Origin of the sequence: Pseudomonas sp. T1.Ur, assembly GCF_023516725.1 — a bacterium.
Taxonomy (GTDB): Bacteria; Pseudomonadota; Gammaproteobacteria; order Pseudomonadales; family Pseudomonadaceae; genus Aquipseudomonas; species Aquipseudomonas alvandae.
The window spans coordinates 1389467-1409221 of record NZ_JAMGSN010000001.1; the positions used below are offsets into that span (position 1 = coordinate 1389467).

The window sequence follows — 19755 nt, forward strand, 5'->3', positions numbered from 1 at the left end:
AATTCAGTTTCAGTTAAGTTCACCCCGATACAGTTTTCCGGTAAAGATTATAAAAAGGAGATAACCCGTGAACCGCCTGACTGCCTTTTTTATCGCGACGTTCATGATCCTGACCGCTGGCTTGGCTCAAGCAAGAGACCTCCATGACCACGAGGCCAAAAAACTGCTGGACGCTGGTACCATCCTGTCCTTCGAGAAACTCAACGCCGCTGCCCTGGCCAAACACCCGGATGCCAAGGTGACCGATACCGAGCTGGAAGAGGACTACGGCAAGTACCGTTACAAGGTGGACCTGCGTGATGCCAAAGGCATCGAGTGGGACCTGGAACTCGACGCCGTTACCGGCGAGGTGCTCAAGAATCATCAGGATACGTAATGAAGCTTAATCTACGCGCCCGCAGCCGCTGGGCGCTGGCGCTGTTGACGTTTTGCTCGCTGGCGGCAGCCCGAGACCTGGATCAGGACGAAGCCCTGCAATTGCGCCAGCAGGGCGTGATCCTGCCCTTGGAACACTTGCTCCAACAGGCACTGGACCGCCACCCCGGCGCCAAGTTGCTGGAAGCCGAGCTTGAGGAAAAGCACGGCGTCTACATTTATGAAGTCGAGCTGCTGGATACCGATGGCGTAGTGCGCGAACTGGACCTTGAGGCCGCAACCGGCCGTTTACTCAAAGATAAGGAAGATTGATGCGCCTGCTCCTCGTGGAAGACCATGTGCCCCTGGCCGACGAGCTGATGGCCGGGCTGGCCCGACAGGGTTACGCAGTCGATTGGCTCGCCGATGGTCGCGATGCGGTGTACCAGGGCAGCAGCGAGCCCTACGACTTGATCATTCTCGACCTCGGCCTGCCCGGAGTGCCGGGGCTCGATGTCCTGGCCCAATGGCGGGCCGCAGGCTTGAGCACTCCGGTGCTGATCCTCACCGCCCGCGGTTCCTGGGCCGAGCGCATCGAAGGGCTCAAGGCCGGGGCCGATGATTACCTGACGAAGCCGTTCCACCCCGAGGAACTGCACCTGCGCATCCAGGCGCTGCTGCGCCGTTCCCATGGACAGGTCAATCAGCCGACGCTCCAGGCGGCGGGGTTGCATCTGGACGAAGGTCGGCAATGCGTGATTCGCGACGGCGCGGAAATCCAACTGACCGCCGCCGAGTTCCGCCTGTTGCGCTACTTCATGCTCCATCCCGAGCAAATTCTTTCCAAAAGCCACCTCGCCGAGCACCTGTATGACGGTGAAACCGAGCGCGATTCCAATGTGCTGGAAGTCCACGTCAACCACCTGCGCCGCAAACTGGGGCGCAGCGTGATCGAAACCCGCCGCGGCCAAGGCTACCTGTTCGGCGGACAGGCGCAGTGAGATCCATCCAGCGGCGCCTGAGCCTTGGATTGATCGGTGTGATGGTCGTGGTCGGCCTGATCCTGGCACAGACCAGCTTGTGGTTATTCGAGTTGGGCTTGCAGCGTTACCTGGAAGCAGGATTGCGCAACGACAGTGAAAACCTGTTGGTGGCCCTGGTACGCGGACCGCAAGGCCTGCAACTGGATGAGCGGCGCTTGTCTCCGGCTTATCTGAGACCGTTTTCGGGGCATTACTTCCGTATCGATTTTGCCGAAGAGCATTGGCGCTCCCGTTCCCTTTGGGACCAGGAACTGCCCCAACTCGACCATCCGGGGCTGCACAGCAACCTGCAACTGGGCCCCGAAGGCCAGAAACTGCTGGTCTTGCGCACCGACTATCGACGCTTGGGCCAGGCCATTTCCATCAGCGTCGCCCAGGACTACACCCCGGTGCGTGACAGCTTCCTGCGAATGCAGCAGGTCGGCCTTGGCCTTGGCTTGGCGGGCTTGCTGCTGATTCTGCTGTTGCAACGGCTTACGGTGCAGCGCGCCTTGCGTCCCTTGGAGAAAGCCCGGGAGCAGATCGCCCAGTTGCAGCGCGGGCAGCGTTCGCAACTCGATGAACAAGTACCCAGGGAACTGGAGCCGCTGGTGGCACAGATCAACCACCTGCTGGCCCATACCGAAGACAGCCTCAAGCGTTCACGCAATGCCCTCGGCAACCTGGGCCACGCCTTGAAAACCCCGCTGGCGGTGCTGCAAAGCCTGGCCTCGAACGAAAAGCTCGATCCCTACCCGGAGTTGCGCAAGCTGTTGCTTGAACAACTTGAGCAGGTCCGCCAGCGCCTGAACCGCGAACTCAACCGCGCCCGGTTGGCGGGCGATGCCTTGCCGGGTGCGCACCTGGACTGCGACGCCGAATTGCCGGGGTTGCTGGCGACGCTGAACATGATCCATGGCGAGCACCTGCATCTGGCCTGCGTCGCGCCGCCCGGCTTGCACCTGCCGTGGGATCGGGAAGACCTGTTGGAACTGTTGGGCAACCTGTTGGACAACGCCTGCAAATGGGCCGACGCCGAAGTGCGCCTGAGCGTGACCGAGACGGCCGAAGGCTTCCGTCTGACCGTGGAGGACGACGGCCCGGGCATCCCAGAAGACCGCCGCGACCAGGTCTTCAGCCGCGGTACGCGCCTGGACGAGCAGACCGACGGCCACGGCCTGGGCCTGGGCATCGTGCGCGACATCGTCGATACCTGGGGCGGGACGTTGGCGTTGGATGCGAGCGAGTGGGGTGGATTGAAGGTCGTGATCGAATTGCCCAGGCGCTGAAACATACCAATGGTGGCGCAGAGCCCCTGTGGGAGCGAGCTTGCTCGCGATAGCGTCAGTTCAGCAAAATGAATATCAACTGACCCTCCGCTATCGCGAGCAAGCTCGCTCCCACAATGGATGGGCAGTGACTGCAAAACCCGCTGCATGACCCTTGCAGCTTGCCGCCGCTTGCTGCAAAGTCGCGACCTTTTTGTCCGGTGGCTTTCCATCGCTGTGCTTTGAGGTAACGATGATAAATGCAGTAATTGCCGCGGTTGGCGTCATGCTGGTGCTCAGCCTGTCCCGCGTGCATGTGGTGATCGCGCTGATTGTCGGCGCATTGGTCGGCGGCTTGATGGGTGGCCTGGGGATCGAGGCGACGCTCAAGGCATTCAATGCAGGCCTCGGTGGCGGTGCGACGGTGGCATTGTCCTACGCGCTGCTGGGCGCCTTCGCGGTGGCGATTGCCAAATCCGGTATGGCCCACGCCTTGGCCGACAAGGCCCTGGCCTTGGTGGACCGCCAGGAAGCCGCCGGCGGGTCTGGCGTCAAATGGGTGCTGATCGGCCTGCTGGGCACGGTTGCGGTGGCTTCCCAAAACATCCTGCCTATCCACATTGCCTTCATTCCGCTGCTGGTACCGCCGCTGCTTTACGTGCTGACCAAGCTGCAGCTGGACCGCCGGCTGATCGCCTGCGTCATGACCTTCGGCCTGATCACGCCCTATATGTTCCTGCCGGTGGGCTTCGGCAACATCTTCCTCAACGAGATCCTGCTCGCCAATATCGCCCGCAGTGGCGTGGACGTCACTGGCATCAACGTCACGCACGCGATGGGCATTCCAGCGTTGGGCATGGTGTTTGGCCTGGTGCTGTCGTTTGTCACGTACCGCAAGAAGCGGGTCTACGACTTGAAGAAAATCGCTCGGGTCGAGCAAGTCGCGGTGCGTTACAACCCGCTGACCCTGCTGGTAGCTGGGCTGGCGATCGCGGCGGCGTTCGCCATCCAGCTCTTGCTCGATTCGATGATCATCGGTGCGCTGGCCGGCTTCCTGATCTTCTCGGTCTCGGGTGTGGTGCGTTGGCGCGAGACCGATGACCTGTTCACCGAAGGCATGAAGATGATGGCGATGATCGGTTTCATCATGATCGCCGCCTCGGGCTTCGCCGAGGTGATGAAGGCCACCGGTGAAGTCCAGAGCCTGGTGGAAACCTCGGCGGCCTGGATCGGCCACAACAAGGCTGTCGGCGCGCTGCTGATGTTGCTGGTGGGACTGTTGGTGACCATGGGCATCGGCTCGTCGTTCTCCACGGTGCCGATCCTGGCGACCATCTTCGTGCCGCTGTGCCTGCAGCTGGGCTTCAGCCCGCTGGCGATCGTCTGCATCGTCGGCACCGCGGGTGCCCTGGGCGACGCCGGCTCGCCCGCCTCGGACTCGACCTTGGGCCCGACCTCCGGCCTGAACATCGATGGCCAGCACCACCACATCTGGGACACCGTGGTCCCGACCTTCATCCACTACAACCTGCCGCTGTTGGCGTTTGGTTGGGTGGCGGCGATGGTGTTGTAACTCGGGACCGAGTCGCCTTCATCGCGAGCAAGCTCGCTCCCACAGGGGAGGGCGGTGTGAACACAGAAGTTGTGTACGCCACCGAATTCTGTGGGAGCGAGCTTGCTCGCGATGGGGCCCTTAAAGTCAATCCTTCCCATAAGCCCTGTTCACCTTGTCCTACAGTTTTGCCGTGCGCTGCCGTTAACCCAGCTAACCACGCCATAACATCTACAAGAGTGAACAGCATGCGCCTGAGCCTGAAGGCTAAAGTCCTGTCCCTGGCAATACTGCCGGTTTTGCTGTCTGCGGTGATCATCAGCCTGACCACCGCATTCATCTTGAAAGAGCAGGCCAGCAACGAAGTCCAGCAAACCCGTGAACGTCTGCTCAGCGAAGCCAAGGCCACGTTGCAGAACTACGTGGCGGTGGGTCTTACCGCGATCAAGCCGCTCTACGATGCCGCCGCGCCTGGCGACAACGAGGCGCGCGCCCAGGCGATCAAGCTGCTGTCCAACGTCAGTTATGGCAAGGATGGTTATTTCTTCGGCTATGACTCCGAGACCATTCGCCTGTTCAAGGCCAACAGCCCCGATGGCGTGGGCAAGAGTTTCAAGGACAACCGCGACCCGAACGGTGTCTACGTCAACCGTGACCTGGTGAAAGTCGCCAAGGACGGTACGCATTACCTGGAATACAGCTCGCCGCTGCCCGGCAGCAAGGACCTGGTACCCAAGCTCGGCTATACCGAATACCTGTCCAAATGGGACATGGCGGTCGGCAGCTCGGTCAACCTGGACGGCATCGAAGCCCAGGTGGCGCTGGTGGAAGCCAAGGTCCACGATCGTGTGCAAGGCGTGATCCTGAGCATCGTCGGGATCGCCGCCGTGGTGTTGCTGGTGATCGCGGTGGTGGGCCTGCTGCTCGCCAACACCATCCTGCGTCCGCTGCATTTGATGAAAGACAACCTCGATGACATCGCGGCGGGCGAGGGCGACCTGACCCGGCGCCTGGCGATCACCAGTCAGGATGAGCTGGGCCAACTGGCCGGTTCGTTCAACCGTTTTGTCGACAAGATCCATGGCCTGGTGCGGCAGATCACCGACATGACCTCGCAACTGACCGGCTTGGTAACACAGGTGTCCGAGCAGGCCCAGCGCTCCGAACAGGCGATGGAACGTCAGCGCCACGAGACCGATCAGGTCGCCACGGCGATCAACGAGATGTCGTCCGCGGCCCAGGAAGTCGCTCGCAGTGCACAGGGCGCCGCCGTCGCGGCCCAGCAGACCGATGAAGAAGGCCAGTCCGCCAAGCGGGTGGTGGCCGGCAGCATCCAGCAGATTCATGCACTGGTGAACGATATCCGCAGCAGCGGGGTGTCCCTGGACAGCTTGCAACAGGACGTGGCTTCGATTGTCAGCGTGCTTGGGGTGATTCGGTCGATTGCCGAGCAGACCAACCTGCTGGCCCTCAACGCTGCTATCGAGGCTGCGCGTGCCGGTGAGGCGGGGCGTGGTTTTGCGGTGGTGGCGGATGAAGTTCGCGCCCTGGCCAGCCGGACTCAGCAAAGCACCCAGGAAATCCAGGGCATGATCGACCGCCTGCAGTCGGGCACCCATGCGGCGGTGGAAGCGATGCGCCGTTCCAGTGAGGCCGGCGACGGCACCTCGGAACGGGCCAACGAGGCGGGCGCCTCCCTCGACACGATGGCCCAGCTGATCGGCACCATCAACTCGATGAACGCCCAGATCGCCAGCGCCGCCGAGGAACAGACAGCGGTGGCCGAGGAAATCAACCGCAGCGTGCACCAGATCGCCGTGGCCGTGGACAGCGTCGCCGACGAAACCCAGCTCGGCGCGCAGACTTCCCGTAGCCTGGCCGACCTGGGCCAGCGGCTGGGCAAGTTGGTGGGGCAGTTCCGGATCTGATCCCGGGGCAGCAGGAGCTGCCGAAGGCTGCGATCTTTCGCTTTCGATCCAGATGTTTTCGCCTGGGCTACCAGGCCCTATCGGAAGCGGAGGATCGCAGCCTTCGGCAGTTTCTGCCGGCAAGTCGTTCCCCCAACTCAAGTCATACACATTGTGGCGAGGGACCTTGCTCCCGCTAGGCTCTGTAGGAGCTGGCGAAGCCTGCGATCTTTTGATCTTGATCTTGATCTTGATCTTTCGCTTGAGATTCAAGTGGCTGGGGAAAGATCGCAGCCTCGTTTCACTCGACAGCTCCTACGCAGCTCTTATGCCCCCGCAGGAGCAAGCTCCCTCGCCAAGAATCGCTCTCAGGGCGCCGTCGCTACATCCCGCATCAACAACCCGAACCGCAAATCCACCGCATCCGGAATCGGCACATACACCACGTGCCCATCCCCCGGCGCGACGTCGATGCTTTGGCCTTTGACGTTCTGCAACTGATGCAGGTCGAAGTGGAAATTGCCCTTGGGTGTCATCAGCTCCATGTGATCCCCCAGGCCGAAGCGGTTCTTCACCCGGACCTCGGCCAAGCGCTCGCGCCGGGCGCCGGTCAGCTCCCCGACGAACTGCTGGCGCTCCGACACCGAGCTGCCGTTCTGGTAGTTCTGGTATTCATCATGCACATGCCGGCGCAGGAAGCCTTCGGTGTAGCCGCGCTGGGCGAGGGATTCCAGGTCGGCCATGAGGCTGCGATCGAACTCCCGACCCGCCACCGCGTCATCGATGGCGCGGCGATACACCTGGGTGGTGCGCGCGCAATAGAAATGCGACTTGGTCCGGCCCTCGATCTTCAATGAGTGCACGCCCATGTGGGTGAGTTTTTCCACATGGTGCACGGCTCGCAGGTCCTTGGCGTTCATGATGTAGGTGCCGTGCTCGTCTTCGAAGGCAGGCATGGCTTCGTCCGGGCGATTGGCCTCTTGCAGCAGGAACACCTGGTCGGTCGGCGCGCCGAGGCCCAGGGTCGGTTCCGGCTGATACACCTGGACGATATCACCCACGGTGTTTTCCACCGCTGGTTGCGCCGAATATTTCCAGCGACAGGCGTTGATGCAACTGCCCTGGTTGGCATCGCGCTTGTTCAGATAGCCGGACAGCAGGCAGCGTCCGGAATAGGCCATGCACAACGCGCCGTGGACGAACACTTCCAGCTCCATGGCCGGCACCTGCTGGCGAATCTCGGCGATTTCCTCCAGGGACAACTCCCGGGACAGGATGATTCGGCCCAGCCCCTGTTGTTGCCAGAACTCGACGCTCGCCCAGTTCACCGTATTGGCCTGCACCGACAGGTGGATCGGCATCTGTGGGAAATGCCGGCGGACCAGCATGATCAGGCCGGGGTCGGACATGATCAAGGCGTCCGGCCCCATGGCGATCACCGGTTCGAGATCCTTGAGGAACGTGCGCAACTTGGCGTTGTGCGGGGCGATGTTCACCACCACGTAGAAACGTTTGCCCTGCGCGTGGGCCTCGTCGATGCCGACGGCCAGGTTGGCGTGGTCGAATTCATTGTTGCGCACCCGCAAGCTGTAGCGCGGTTGGCCGGCGTATACCGCGTCGGCACCGTAGGCAAAGGCATAGCGCATGTTTTTCAGGGTGCCAGCGGGGGCGAGCAGTTCGGGGGCTACGAGGGGCATGGTGGCGTCGGATCGCAAAAGGCGGCGAGGGTATGCCACGGCCGGCCCGGTGGTATTGATCTGGATCAAGGGTGCGCTGCAGACGCGACGGCACTCCGGCGAGTCCTGGCGGACTAACGTTTAACTGCCAAGGACATGGAAAGCAAATGAACCGAAAGAACCTCCAAAACAAATCGCAGATGGTGTTGCTGATCCTGGTCAGTATCGCCTTCGTCTGGATCCTGCTGCCGTTCTATGGGGCGGTGTTCTGGGCGGTCATCCTGGGCATCGTCTTCGCGCCGCTGCAGCGTCGCCTGCAATTCAAGCTCAACTGGCCACGCAACCTCACCACGCTGTTGACCCTGGCCATCTGCACGCTGATTGCGATCTTGCCGGTGATTGTCATCAGTACCTTGCTGGTTCAGGAAGGTGCTGCGCTGTACAAGAGCCTGGAAAGCGGCGAGCTGGACGTTGCCGATTACCTGGCTCGCTTCAAGGACGCGCTGCCGCCGTACTTCCAGCACCTGCTGGATCGTTTCGGCTTGGGCAACCTGAGCGGGCTGCGGGACAAGATCGTCAAGAGCGCGATGCAGGGCAGCGAGTTCTTCGCCACCCAGGCATTCAGTTTCGGCCAAGGGACGTTCCAGTTCCTGGTGAGTTTTTTCGTGATGCTTTATTTGCTGTTCTTCTTCCTGCGCGACGGTCCGGAGCTGGTGCGCAAGGTGCGCTCGGCCGTGCCTTTGGCCGAGCACCAGAAGCGCCGCCTGCAACTGAAATTCAACCGGGTGGTGCGGGCGACCGTGAAGGGCAACCTGCTCGTCGCGATCACCCAAGGTGCGCTGGGTGGTTTGATTTTCTGGGTGTTGGGCATTCCGACGGTGTTGCCTTGGGCGGTGCTGATGGCGTTCCTGTCGCTGTTGCCGGCCGTGGGCGCGGGTATCGTCTGGGCGCCGGTGGCCGTGTATTTCCTGCTTTCCGGGTCGATCTGGCAGGGCGTGGTGCTGGTGCTGTTCGGCGTTTTCGTGATCGGCCTGGTGGACAACTTCCTGCGTCCGATCCTGGTGGGCAAGGACACCAAGATGCCCGACTACATGGTGTTGGTCTCGACGCTGGGCGGGCTGGCGGTGTTCGGCCTGAACGGCTTCGTCATCGGCCCGTTGATCGCGGCGCTGTTCATGTCCTGCTGGGCGTTGTTCGTCGAGAACACGCCTCGGGTGCAATTGCCCTAGGCGCGCAGCAAGTAAGGACCGATACGCTGCGACATGGCTTGGGCGGCGGGCAGGGAAGTCAGCGGGCCGCTGACGGTCACGCCGTCCTGCACCAGGTACCAGCAAGCCAACAGGCCGCGCTCCCTGAGCGGGGCGGGGACGGCGCTGCCAACAACAGACATGATTTGAACCTTGGGCATGGGAACCTCCATCAATCGATGGGGTTACCTTACGTGTCCTGCGGGATGGGGAAAAATCAACAGGCTCGATAGTGGGAATCGACGTCGCTCAATCGACCACCAGATCGAGCATGTGCACCACCTCCTGCTCGTTGAGCAGGCCCTTGCGGACCAGGTTTTCCGCGAGCAGGGAAAGGAACTTGGCGCTGCGGTGGCCTTCCAGGTGCTTGAGCTCGGTCAGTGCGTTGTACACCTTGCTCGAGGTGCACAGTCCAACGATGCGGTGAGGGTTTTGTGTTGGCATGGCTTCGTCCTTGTTGTTGTGAAGCTGCAATGGCGGACCGGGACAGTGTGCGGCACCGCCATGACGCTCAGGTGACAGCTTGGGGAGTCGAAAAAACAAAGCAGGATTCAGACCATGATGCCGCATTGGCGCCAGATTATTGTTCTGGTAGCGACCTTGGGCAGGCGGTCCACGGCCATCCGCGGGCCTTGAAGGCTGAAAAGCGCCCACAAAAAAGCCCCTGGATCTTTCGATTCAGGGGCTTTGATTGTTGCTGTCTGGCTCCACGACCTGGACTCGAACCAGGGACCCAGTGATTAACAGTCACTTGCTCTACCAACTGAGCTATCGCGGAATGACGCGTATGTTACTGATTGGAAAAGAGAAGTCAAGCTTGGGTTGATGATTGGGCGGGATTTTTGTGGCTGAGGTGTTTGGGTAGCAAAATGTTACCGCTTCACACAGTTACTCGGGGCTTTCGTGGCGAGGGAGCTTGCTCCCGCTGGGCTCTGTAGGAGCTGGCGAAGCCTGCGATCTTTTGATCTTGATCTTTCGCTTGAGATTCAAGTGGCTGGGGAAAGATCGCAGCCTCGTTGCACTCGACAGCTCCTACGCAACTCCTGCGCCCCAGCGGGAGCGAGCTCCCTCGCCACAGGGTTTGGCCCAAAAAAACGGGAGGCCAAGGGCCTCCCGTTTTTCAACCCATCGAGCGTCAGATCACCTGGACGATGGCCTTGGTCACCGCTTCGATGTTGTTCTGGTTCAGCGCGGCCACGCAGATGCGGCCGGTGTCCAGGGCATAGATGCCGAACTCGTTGCGCAGGCGCGTCACTTGTTCAACGGTCAGGCCGGAGTAGGAGAACATCCCGCTCTGGCGTGCGACGAAACTGAAGTCGTGGTGCGGCGCGGCCTTGGCCAGCATGTCCACCATCTGGTCGCGCATGCCGCGAATGCGCAGGCGCATCTCGGCCAGTTCTTCTTCCCACTGGGCCCGCAGCTCTGGGCTGTTGAGCACCGCGGCGACAATGCTGGCGCCGTGGGTCGGCGGGTTGGAGTAGTTGGTGCGGATCACGCGCTTGACCTGGGACAGCACCCGGGCACTTTCTTCTTTCGACTCGCTGACGATCGACAGGGCGCCGACGCGCTCGCCGTAGAGCGAGAACGACTTGGAGAACGAGCTGGAGGCAAAGAAGGTCAGGCCCGACTCGGCGAACAGGCGCACGGCGGCGGCGTCTTCATCGATGCCTTTGCCGAAGCCCTGGTAGGCCATGTCCAGGAACGGAACGTGGTTCTTGGCCTTGACCACGGCCAGCACGTTTTTCCAGTCTTCCGGGCTCAGGTCCACGCCGGTCGGGTTGTGGCAGCAGGCGTGCAGCACAACGATCGAACGGTCGGGCAGGGCGTTGAGGTCTTCCAGCAGGCCGCTGCGGTTCACGTCGTGGGTGGCGGCGTCGTAGTAGCGATAGTTCTGCACCGGGAAGCCGGCGGTTTCGAACAGGGCGCGGTGGTTTTCCCAGCTCGGGTCGCTGATGGCGACGACGGCGTCAGGCAGCAGTTGCTTGAGGAAGTCGGCGCCGATCTTCAATGCGCCGGTACCGCCTACGGCCTGGGTGGTGATGACGCGACCGGAGGCGATCAGCGCGGAGTCCTTGCCGAACAGCAGGGTCTGGACCGCTTGGTCGTAGGCGGCGATGCCGTCGATCGGCAGGTAGCCACGGGAAACGTGCTGGGCCACGCGAATCGTCTCGGCTTCGACCACGGCGCGCAGCAATGGAATGCGCCCTTCTTCGTTGCAGTAAACACCCACGCCCAGGTTGACCTTATTGGTACGGGGGTCGGCGTTGAAAGCTTCGTTGAGGCCCAGGATGGGGTCGCGTGGTGCCAATTCGACAGCGGAAAACAGGCTCATTAGTGCGCGGCTCTGAATGGAGAGTGAGGGGACGTGTCGCGCTCCAGCCGGATGCACTAGAGCGGTGCACAAACGGGGAGCTAGTATAGAGGCCATCACCGAACACGGCGACAGGCTATTCGGTGTTTACCGTAAGTATTTTCGATTTTTTTCGACCGTTAGTCCCTTCGCAGCGTCAAAGTCTGCAAGGCGTGTAGGACGTTCGTCTTGAAAGCGAAGGCATTCACCTCCACATTGTGTGAATTCCAACTTTTTCCTCGGGCGGCGTCAGTCGTTTCGGTCTTTCTTGTTCCCGTCGCCTGGCTGATGGGAATGAACCCAGGGGTCATGTCATGTCTGAATTCCAGCTCGTCACTCGCTTCCAGCCCGCCGGCGACCAGCCAGAGGCCATCCGCCTGATGGTCGAAGGCATCGAGGCCGGGTTGGCGCACCAGACATTGCTCGGTGTGACCGGCTCGGGCAAGACCTTCAGCATCGCCAACGTGATCGCCCAGGTGCAGCGGCCGACCTTGGTGCTGGCGCCGAACAAGACCCTGGCGGCGCAGTTGTACGGCGAGTTCAAGGCGTTTTTCCCGAATAATGCCGTGGAGTACTTCGTTTCCTACTACGACTACTACCAGCCCGAGGCCTACGTGCCGTCGTCGGATACCTTCATCGAGAAGGACGCCTCGATCAACGACCACATTGAGCAGATGCGACTGTCGGCGACCAAGGCATTGCTCGAGCGCAAAGACGCGATCATCGTCACCACGGTGTCGTGCATCTATGGCTTGGGCAGTCCCGAGACCTACCTGAAGATGGTGCTGCACGTGGACCGCGGCGACAAACTCGACCAGCGCGCCTTGCTCCGGCGCCTGGCGGATTTGCAATACACCCGCAACGACATGGATTTTGCCCGGGCGACGTTCCGCGTGCGCGGCGATGTGATCGACATCTACCCGGCGGAATCGGACCTGGAAGCGATCCGCATCGAGCTGTTCGATGATGAAGTCGAGAGCATTTCGGCGTTCGATCCGCTGACTGGCGAAGTGATCCGCAAGTTGCCACGCTTCACGTTCTACCCCAAGAGCCACTACGTGACGCCGCGGGAGACCCTGCTGGACGCCATCGAAGGGATCAAGGCCGAGCTGCAGGAGCGCCTGGAATACCTGCGTTCGAACAACAAGCTGGTGGAAGCCCAGCGCCTGGAGCAGCGGACCCGTTTCGACCTGGAGATGATCCTGGAGCTGGGCTACTGCAACGGCATCGAGAACTACTCGCGCTACCTGTCGGGTCGTCCGGCGGGCGCGCCGCCGCCGACCTTGTATGACTACCTGCCGCCTGACGCCTTGCTGGTGATCGACGAATCCCACGTCAGCGTGCCCCAGGTTGGCGCCATGTACAAAGGCGACCGTTCGCGCAAGGAAACCCTGGTGGAATACGGTTTCCGCCTGCCCTCGGCCCTGGACAACCGGCCAATGCGCTTCGACGAATGGGAAAGCGTCAGCCCGCAGACGATTTTCGTCTCGGCCACCCCTGGCAACTACGAGGCCGAGCATGCCGGTCGCGTGGTCGAGCAAGTGGTACGGCCGACCGGGCTGGTCGACCCGCAAGTCGAAGTGCGCCCGGCGCTGACCCAGGTCGACGACCTGCTGTCGGAAATCACCAAGCGCGTGGCGCTGGAGGAACGGGTGCTGGTCACCACGCTGACCAAGCGCATGGCCGAAGACCTCACCGACTACCTCGCCGACCATGGCGTGCGGGTGCGTTACCTGCACTCGGACATCGACACGGTTGAACGGGTCGAGATCATCCGTGATCTGCGCCTGGGCACCTTCGACGTGCTGGTGGGCATCAACCTGCTGCGCGAAGGCCTGGACATGCCCGAGGTGTCGCTGGTGGCGATCCTCGACGCGGACAAGGAAGGTTTCCTGCGTTCCGAGCGCTCGTTGATCCAGACCATTGGTCGCGCGGCGCGTAATCTCAATGGCCGGGCGATTCTGTATGCCGATCGCATCACCGGCTCCATGGAGCGGGCCATCGGCGAGACCGAGCGCCGCCGCGACAAGCAGATCGCCTTCAACCTGGCCAATGGCATCACCCCCAAAGGTGTGTTCAAGGACGTCGCCGACATCATGGAAGGCGCCACCGTGCCCGGCTCGCGCAGCAAGAAGCGCAAGGGCATGGCCAAGGCCGCCGAAGAGAGCGCCCGCTACGAGGCCGAACTGCGCTCGCCGAGTGAGATCACCAAGCGGATCCGGCAATTGGAAGAGAAAATGTACCAACTGGCCCGGGACCTGGAATTCGAGGCGGCGGCGCAGTTGCGTGATGAGATTGGCAAGTTGCGGGAGCGGTTGTTGGCTGTCTGAGGTTTTGTGGCGATGCCTAGGACCTCATCGCGAGCAAGCTCGCTCCCACATTGGACCGTGTCCAGCCCGGACAACCTGGTTCCCTGTGGGAGCGAGCTTGCTCGCGATGGGCGCGACTCGGTCTAACGGCAGGTCACACAAATCCCGCTCTCACTGGAGCCCGCCCACCATCGCCTGTTACCATTCGCCCCCTGTTTGATCTTCGCTTTTATCTTCTTTCCGAGACATGCCATGACCACCGTCCGTACCCGCATCGCGCCTTCGCCCACTGGCGATCCCCATGTCGGCACCGCTTACATCGCCCTGTTCAACTATTGTTTTGCCAAGCAGCACGGCGGTGAGTTCATCCTGCGGATCGAGGACACGGACCAGTTGCGTTCGACCCGCGAATCGGAACAGCAGATTTTCGACGCCCTGCGCTGGCTCGGTATCGACTGGAGCGAAGGCCCGGACGTTGGCGGCCCGCACGGCCCGTATCGCCAGAGCGAGCGCGGCGAGATCTACAAACAGTACTGCCAGCAGTTGGTGGACATGGGGCACGCATTCCCTTGCTTCTGCACCGCCGAAGAACTCGACCAGATGCGCGCCGAGCAGATCGCCCGGGGCGAAACCCCGCGCTACGACGGTCGCGCGCTGCTGCTGTCCAAGGAAGAAGTCGCCCGTCGCCTGGCCGCTGGCGAGCCCCACGTGATCCGCATGAAGGTGCCGACCGAAGGCATCTGCGTAGTGCCGGACATGCTGCGTGGCGATGTCGAGATCCCGTGGGATCGCATGGACATGCAAGTGCTGATGAAGACCGACGGCCTGCCGACATACTTCCTGGCCAACGTGGTCGACGACCACCTGATGGGCATCACCCACGTCCTGCGCGGTGAAGAATGGCTGCCGTCGGCGCCGAAACTGATCCTGCTCTACGAATACTTCGGCTGGGAACAACCGCAGCTGTGCTACATGCCGCTGCTGCGTAACCCGGACAAGAGCAAGCTGTCCAAGCGCAAGAACCCGACCTCGGTGACCTTCTACGAGCGCATGGGCTTCATGCCCGAGGCGATGCTCAACTATTTGGGACGCATGGGCTGGTCGATGCCGGACGAGCGCGAGAAGTTCTCGCTGCAGGAAATGGTCGAGCACTTCGATCTGTCCCGCGTCTCCCTGGGCGGGCCGATCTTCGACGTCGAGAAACTGTCCTGGCTCAACGGCCAGTGGCTGCGTGATCTGCCGGTCGAAGAGTTCGCCACTCGCGTTCAGAAGTGGGCGTTCAACCCCGAATACATGATGAAGATCGCGCCGCATGTGCAGGGCAGGGTCGAGACGTTCAGCCAGATCGCGCCATTGGCCGGGTTCTTCTTTGCCGGCGGCGTGACGCCTGATGCGAAGCTGTTCGAATCCAAGAAGCTCTCGGGCGACCAGGTACGGCAGTTGATGCAACTGATCCTGTGGAAGCTCGAAAGCCTGCGCCAGTGGGAGAAGGAGAGCATCACCGCGACCATCCAGGCCGTGGTCGAATCGCTGGAATTGAAATTGCGCGACGCCATGCCGCTGATGTTTGCCGCCATTACCGGCCAGGCGAGCTCGGTGTCGGTGCTCGATGCGATGGAAATCCTCGGGCCGGACCTGACCCGTTTCCGCCTGCGCCAAGCCATCGATCTGCTCGGTGGCGTGTCGAAGAAGGAAAACAAGGAGTGGGAAAAACTGCTGGGCGCGATTGCCTGACGCCCCGTTGGAGCTGTGTAGGAGCTGTGTAGGAGCTGACGAGCGCAGCGAGGCTGCGATCTTTTGATCTTTTGATCTTTTGATCTTTCGCTTGAGATTCAAATAGCTAGGGGTAAGATCGCAGCCTCGCTTCGCTCGGCAGCTCCTACACAGCTCCTATGGAACAGGCGAGGCCCCAGTTTTATTGGGGAAGGTGGTAAGTGATTGTTATCCCGGCAAAAAATTTTCAAATTCTTTGAAAATAAATTTGACAGCCCTCCGATACGCCCTTAAGATTCGCCCCGTCCTCAGCGATGAGGGGCTATAGCTCAGCTGGGAGAGCGCTTGCATGGCATGCAAGAGGTCGACGGTTCGATCCCGTCTAGCTCCACCAATTTACACTTCAAGGCCTGGCCACACCGGTCTTGAAGCGATCAACACTCAGCGTTGATCAGTTGTATAGAAGGGTTTGCGTCCCCTTCGTCTAGTGGCCTAGGACACCGCCCTTTCACGGCGGTAACAGGGGTTCGAGTCCCCTAGGGGACGCCAGTTTTACAGAAGCGATGTTACAAAATGTCGCTCCGCCGCGAGGCGAAAAATCCGGGGCTATAGCTCAGCTGGGAGAGCGCTTGCATGGCATGCAAGAGGTCGACGGTTCGATCCCGTCTAGCTCCACCAATTTACACTTCAAGGTTTGGCCACACCGGCCTTGAAGCGATCAGTCCTCAGCGCTGATCATGTTCAGAAGGTTTGTGTCCCCTTCGTCTAGTGGCCTAGGACACCGCCCTTTCACGGCGGTAACAGGGGTTCGAGTCCCCTAGGGGACGCCACGATTACCCGCTCTGCGGGATTTTATAAGGGTCATTCAATTATTGAATGGCCCTTTTGTTTGTCTGGCGTTCAGCCAATTCCCTTATCCTCGAAAAATACTTCTGACCAGCGGTCAATATTTCGCTTGCAGAAATTTATTATGGGAATAATATTTCAATCGTAATATTCGGAGGCAACGATGAGCGATAAAAAAGCACAAACCCGTGAGCGCATTCTCAAGGCCGCCAGCGATGCACTGATCCAGCGCGGACCGGCCGAGCCGAGCGTGGGCGAGGTGATGGGCGCGGCCGGGCTGACGGTGGGTGGTTTCTATGCCCATTTCGAAAGCAAGGACGCGTTGATGCTGGAGGCGTTCAAGCAATTGCTGAATCGCCGCCGTGGCTTGATCGCTGACATGGATTCGGAACTGACGGGTGAGGAGCGGCGCGCCTTGGTCGCAGCGTTCTACCTGTCGCGCAAGCACCGTGACTCCACCGAGCAGGCGTGCCCGATCCCGGCGTCGGTCGGTGAACTCGGGCGGCTGCCGGATGCGTTTCGCGAGGTGCTTAACGAACATATCGAGTTGATGGTCGCGCAGTTGGCGGCCAGCCCTGAAGACGCAGACAAAGCGCTGGCCGACATTGCCTTGATGGTTGGCGGCCTGGCCCTGGCACGGGCGTTGGGCCCGGGCGAGTTATCGGATCGTTTGCTGCGCGCCGCCAAGTCGGCGGTGCGCTGAGCTGAGGCGCAAGCCCTGGAGATGAGCATGGACAGGTTGAGCTGGATTCGTGGCGTCAATGGCACCCTTGGCCGGATAGCACCGCGCCTGGTGGCGAAGAAAATGCGTAAGGTGTTCATGAGTCCCCGCAACCTGCCACCGCGAGATTGGGAGCTGCCATTGCTGGCCTCGTCAGAGCGCATCACCTTGCGCTTCGGCCTGTCCGCCTTGCGTTGGGGCAAAGGCCCGGCTGTCCTGCTGATGCACGGTTGGGAAGGGCGGCCAACCCAGTTCGCGGCCTTGATCAATGCGCTGGTCGATGCCGGCTATACGGTAGTGGCGCTGGATGGGCCGGCCCATGGCCGCTCGCCCGGTCATGAGGCCAACGTTCTGTTGTTTGCCCGGGCAATGCTTGAGGCCGCGGCGGAATTGCCGCCATTGCAAGCGGTGATCGGCCATTCCATGGGCGGCGCCAGTGCCATGCTGGCGGTTCAGTTGGGCTTGCGCACCGAGACGCTGGTGAGCATCGCCGCGCCGGCGCGTATCCTCGGCGTGCTGCGTGGCTTTGCCCGGATGATGGGAATGCCACCCCGGGCGCGCTCGGCTTTCATTCGGCAGGTGGAGCAAGACGTGGGCATGCGGGCTTCGAAGATGGACGTCGCGCAATATCAGTTGGATATTCCGGGGTTGATCGCCCACGCCGAGGACGATACGTCGGTTTCGGTGAAGGAGTCGCAGCTGATCCATGAGGCCTGGTTCGACAGTCGCTTGTTGCGGTTACCCCAGGGCGGGCATCAGCGAGTCCTGGCCGATCCCCGTGTCATTGATGGCGTGTTATCACTGTTGGCCGGACGCAGCCTGCAAGCGCGGCAATCGGCTTGAGCTTCCGTTACACTGCCCCGATCCACATTTGACAGGAGACGGGCATGGGCTGGGATCGGGCAACGCCGTTCATCATTGACCTTCAGGTGAATGCCGAGGACATCGACGGGCTGGGCCACGCCAACAATGCGGTCTACGTCACCTGGTTGGAGCGCTGCGCCTGGCGGCATTCCCAGCGCCTGGGCCTGGACTTGGTGGAGTACCGCCGACTGGATCGGGCCATGGCGGTGGTGCGGCATGAAATCGATTACCTGGCGGCGGCCTATGAGGGCGATGAATTGCAGTTGGCGACCTGGATCGTCGACTGGGACCAGCGGCTGAAAATGACCCGGCATTTCCAACTGGTCCGTCCCAGCGACAACACCACGTTGCTGCGGGCCCAGACCACTTTTGTCTGCATCGAACTGTCCACTGGCCGGCCCAAGCGCATGCCGGCGGAATTCATCGAAGGTTATGGCCCGGCCCTGGAACCGTCCGGCATCCTCATAGACTGACCCACCGCTTTCGCGAGCAAGCTCGCTCCCACAGGGAATTGGCGGCGGATTGCGATGTCATGTACGCCTCGGAACCCTTGTGGGAGCGAGCCTGCTCGCGAAAATGGCGGTACAGCCAACATCGCCGCAAGCAGACCCACCGCCATCGCGAGCAAGCTCGCTCCCACAGGGATTGGTGGTGGATTGCGATTCAGTGAGCACCTTGGAACCTTGTGGGAGCGAGCTTGCTCGCGAAGGCGGCGGTACAGTCAGCATCTCCACAAGCAGACCCACCGCTTTCGCGAGCAGGCTCGCTCCCACAAAGAACTCATAGTGATGCCGGATAGGTAGCAAAATCCGCTAAACTGCCCCACGTTTTTCGTTCGAGTGTGTGTTTCCATGCAAATTGCCCTGGCGCCCATGGAGGGGTTGGTCGACAACATCCTGCGGGACGTCCTGACCCGTGTTGGCGGTATCGACTGGTGCGTCACCGAGTTCATCCGCGTCAACGACCGTCTGCTCACGCCGGCTTATTTCCACAAGCTCGGCCCTGAACTGCTGACCGGTGCCCGGACTGCCGCGGGCGTGCCGCTGCGAGTGCAATTGCTGGGCTCCGACCCGGTGTGCCTGGCGGAGAACGCGGCGCTGGCCTGCGAGCTGGGTTCCGAGGTGATCGATTTGAATTTCGGCTGCCCGGCCAAGACCGTGAACAAATCCCGGGGTGGAGCGGTGTTGCTCAAGGAGCCTGAGCTGCTCAACGAAATTGTCGAGCACGTACGGCGCGCGGTGCCCAAGCATATCCCGGTTACGGCGAAGATGCGCCTGGGCTTCGACAGCCCGGATGGCGCGCTGGTCTGCGCCACCGCGCTGGCCGAAGGCGGCGCGGCGCACATCGTCGTGCATGCGCGGACCAAGGTCGACGGTTACAAGCCACCGGCTCATTGGGAGTGGATTCCCCGGGTCCAGGACGTAGTCAAGGTGCCGGTGTTCGCCAATGGCGATATCTGGAGCGTCGAAGACTGGCGCCGGTGTCGCGAAATCAGCGGTGTCGAAGACATCATGCTCGGCCGTGGCCTGGTGTCCCGTCCCGACCTGGCCCGGCAGATCGCCGCCGCCCGGGCCGGTGAAGAGGTCACCGAGATGACCTGGGCCGACCTGCAACCGATGCTTCAGGATTTCTGGTTGCAAGTGGTCGAGCAACTGACGCCACGCCAGGCGCCGGGTCGATTGAAGCAATGGCTGGCCATGCTGACCCGCAACTACCCTGAGGCGGTTGAGCTGTTCAGCGCCGTGCGCCGGGAAACCGACCTGGACGCGGTGGGCCATTTGCTGGGTGTGCAGCGCACCGAAGCGGCCTGAAAAAATTTCAAAAAAGGCTCTTGAAAAGTTTTTGGCGGACCCTAGATAAGGGGTACGCGATGCCGAATTCGGGTCGCGGAGACAAAAAAACTTGCTGAACTTTCAGGAGATTTGA

Annotated in this window: 17 protein-coding genes and 5 tRNA genes; 17 read left to right on the forward strand and 5 right to left on the reverse strand. The window is 61.4% G+C overall.

The window, feature by feature from the left end; genetic code table 11:
• Nucleotides 1–67 precede the first annotated feature (67 nt).
• The 6 genes from M8Q45_RS06255 (at nucleotide 68) to ctpM (ending at nucleotide 6124) form a co-directional block, all read left to right on the forward strand.
• Complete coding sequence (locus M8Q45_RS06255; protein ID WP_030142051.1) at nucleotides 68–376, forward strand: PepSY domain-containing protein; 309 nt, start codon at nucleotides 68–70, stop codon at nucleotides 374–376.
• The gene (locus tag M8Q45_RS06260) at nucleotides 376–687 is read left to right on the forward strand and encodes a PepSY domain-containing protein (protein ID WP_030142050.1); all 312 of its coding nucleotides are present in this window, start codon (nucleotides 376–378) and stop codon (nucleotides 685–687) included. Before M8Q45_RS06255 ends, M8Q45_RS06260 begins: the two co-directional genes overlap by 1 nt.
• A complete protein-coding gene (locus M8Q45_RS06265) occupies nucleotides 687–1355 on the forward strand; it encodes a response regulator transcription factor (protein WP_030142049.1) in 669 nt (222 codons plus the stop codon). Before M8Q45_RS06260 ends, M8Q45_RS06265 begins: the two co-directional genes overlap by 1 nt.
• On the forward strand, nucleotides 1352–2665 hold the full coding sequence (locus M8Q45_RS06270) for a sensor histidine kinase (RefSeq protein ID WP_249873974.1): 1314 nt from the start codon (nucleotides 1352–1354) through the stop codon (nucleotides 2663–2665). Before M8Q45_RS06265 ends, M8Q45_RS06270 begins: the two co-directional genes overlap by 4 nt.
• 235 nt (nucleotides 2666–2900) lie before the next feature.
• A complete protein-coding gene (locus tag M8Q45_RS06275) occupies nucleotides 2901–4217 on the forward strand; it encodes a Na+/H+ antiporter family protein (RefSeq protein ID WP_249877274.1) in 1317 nt (438 codons plus the stop codon).
• A 227-nt stretch (nucleotides 4218–4444) separates the two neighbouring features.
• On the forward strand, nucleotides 4445–6124 hold the full coding sequence (gene ctpM / locus M8Q45_RS06280; protein WP_030142046.1) for a methyl-accepting chemotaxis protein CtpM: 1680 nt from the start codon (nucleotides 4445–4447) through the stop codon (nucleotides 6122–6124).
• 347 nt (nucleotides 6125–6471) lie between these two features.
• Here ctpM and trhP read toward each other — a convergent pair whose 3' ends face one another.
• Complete coding sequence (gene trhP, locus M8Q45_RS06285; protein ID WP_249873975.1) at nucleotides 6472–7800, reverse strand: prephenate-dependent tRNA uridine(34) hydroxylase TrhP; 1329 nt, start codon at nucleotides 7798–7800, stop codon at nucleotides 6472–6474.
• Between the two features lie 146 nt (nucleotides 7801–7946).
• Between trhP and M8Q45_RS06290 the strand changes: the two genes are divergently transcribed.
• Nucleotides 7947–9008: an AI-2E family transporter gene (locus tag M8Q45_RS06290; protein WP_030142044.1), complete on the forward strand. Its 1062-nt coding sequence runs from the start codon at nucleotides 7947–7949 to the stop codon at nucleotides 9006–9008.
• On the opposite strand, the gene M8Q45_RS06295 is transcribed toward M8Q45_RS06290, so the two are convergent.
• The 4 genes from M8Q45_RS06295 to M8Q45_RS06310 form a co-directional block, all read right to left on the reverse strand.
• Nucleotides 9005–9187 carry a hypothetical protein gene (locus tag M8Q45_RS06295; RefSeq protein WP_030142043.1) on the reverse strand — a complete coding sequence of 61 codons (183 nt, stop codon included), beginning with the start codon at nucleotides 9185–9187 and terminating at the stop codon, nucleotides 9005–9007. The two genes, M8Q45_RS06290 and M8Q45_RS06295, sit on opposite strands and share 4 nt — an antisense overlap.
• A gap of 88 nt (nucleotides 9188–9275) precedes the next feature.
• Nucleotides 9276–9470, reverse strand: coding sequence for a hypothetical protein (locus M8Q45_RS06300; protein ID WP_003179723.1), 195 nt, complete (start codon nucleotides 9468–9470; stop codon nucleotides 9276–9278).
• A 258-nt stretch (nucleotides 9471–9728) separates the two neighbouring features.
• A tRNA-Asn gene (locus M8Q45_RS06305) sits at nucleotides 9729–9804 on the reverse strand.
• Between the two features lie 357 nt (nucleotides 9805–10161).
• A complete protein-coding gene (locus M8Q45_RS06310) occupies nucleotides 10162–11358 on the reverse strand; it encodes an amino acid aminotransferase (RefSeq protein ID WP_030142042.1) in 1197 nt (398 codons plus the stop codon).
• A gap of 332 nt (nucleotides 11359–11690) precedes the next feature.
• On the opposite strand from M8Q45_RS06310, the gene uvrB reads away from it, so the two are divergent.
• From uvrB to M8Q45_RS06360, 10 genes are all read left to right on the forward strand, one after another.
• A complete protein-coding gene (gene uvrB / locus M8Q45_RS06315; protein WP_249873976.1) occupies nucleotides 11691–13706 on the forward strand; it encodes an excinuclease ABC subunit UvrB in 2016 nt (671 codons plus the stop codon).
• A 231-nt stretch (nucleotides 13707–13937) separates the two neighbouring features.
• On the forward strand, nucleotides 13938–15419 hold the full coding sequence (gene gltX, locus M8Q45_RS06320) for a glutamate--tRNA ligase (protein WP_249873977.1): 1482 nt from the start codon (nucleotides 13938–13940) through the stop codon (nucleotides 15417–15419).
• Nucleotides 15420–15716: 297 nt separating this feature from the next.
• Nucleotides 15717–15792, forward strand: a tRNA-Ala gene (locus tag M8Q45_RS06325).
• Between the two features lie 79 nt (nucleotides 15793–15871).
• Nucleotides 15872–15947 (forward strand) — tRNA-Glu (locus M8Q45_RS06330).
• A gap of 53 nt (nucleotides 15948–16000) precedes the next feature.
• A tRNA-Ala gene (locus M8Q45_RS06335) sits at nucleotides 16001–16076 on the forward strand.
• Nucleotides 16077–16152: 76 nt separating this feature from the next.
• A tRNA-Glu gene (locus M8Q45_RS06340) sits at nucleotides 16153–16228 on the forward strand.
• Between the two features lie 179 nt (nucleotides 16229–16407).
• Nucleotides 16408–16947 carry a TetR/AcrR family transcriptional regulator gene (locus tag M8Q45_RS06345; protein WP_030142039.1) on the forward strand — a complete coding sequence of 180 codons (540 nt, stop codon included), beginning with the start codon at nucleotides 16408–16410 and terminating at the stop codon, nucleotides 16945–16947.
• Nucleotides 16948–16974: 27 nt separating this feature from the next.
• Nucleotides 16975–17808, forward strand: coding sequence for an alpha/beta fold hydrolase (locus tag M8Q45_RS06350; RefSeq protein ID WP_249873978.1), 834 nt, complete (start codon nucleotides 16975–16977; stop codon nucleotides 17806–17808).
• 44 nt (nucleotides 17809–17852) lie between these two features.
• On the forward strand, nucleotides 17853–18302 hold the full coding sequence (locus M8Q45_RS06355) for an acyl-CoA thioesterase (RefSeq protein WP_249873979.1): 450 nt from the start codon (nucleotides 17853–17855) through the stop codon (nucleotides 18300–18302).
• A 378-nt stretch (nucleotides 18303–18680) separates the two neighbouring features.
• Entirely contained in the window at nucleotides 18681–19640 is a 960-nt protein-coding gene (locus M8Q45_RS06360) for a tRNA dihydrouridine synthase (RefSeq protein WP_249873980.1), read from the forward strand.
• Nucleotides 19641–19755: the final 115 nt, after the last annotated feature.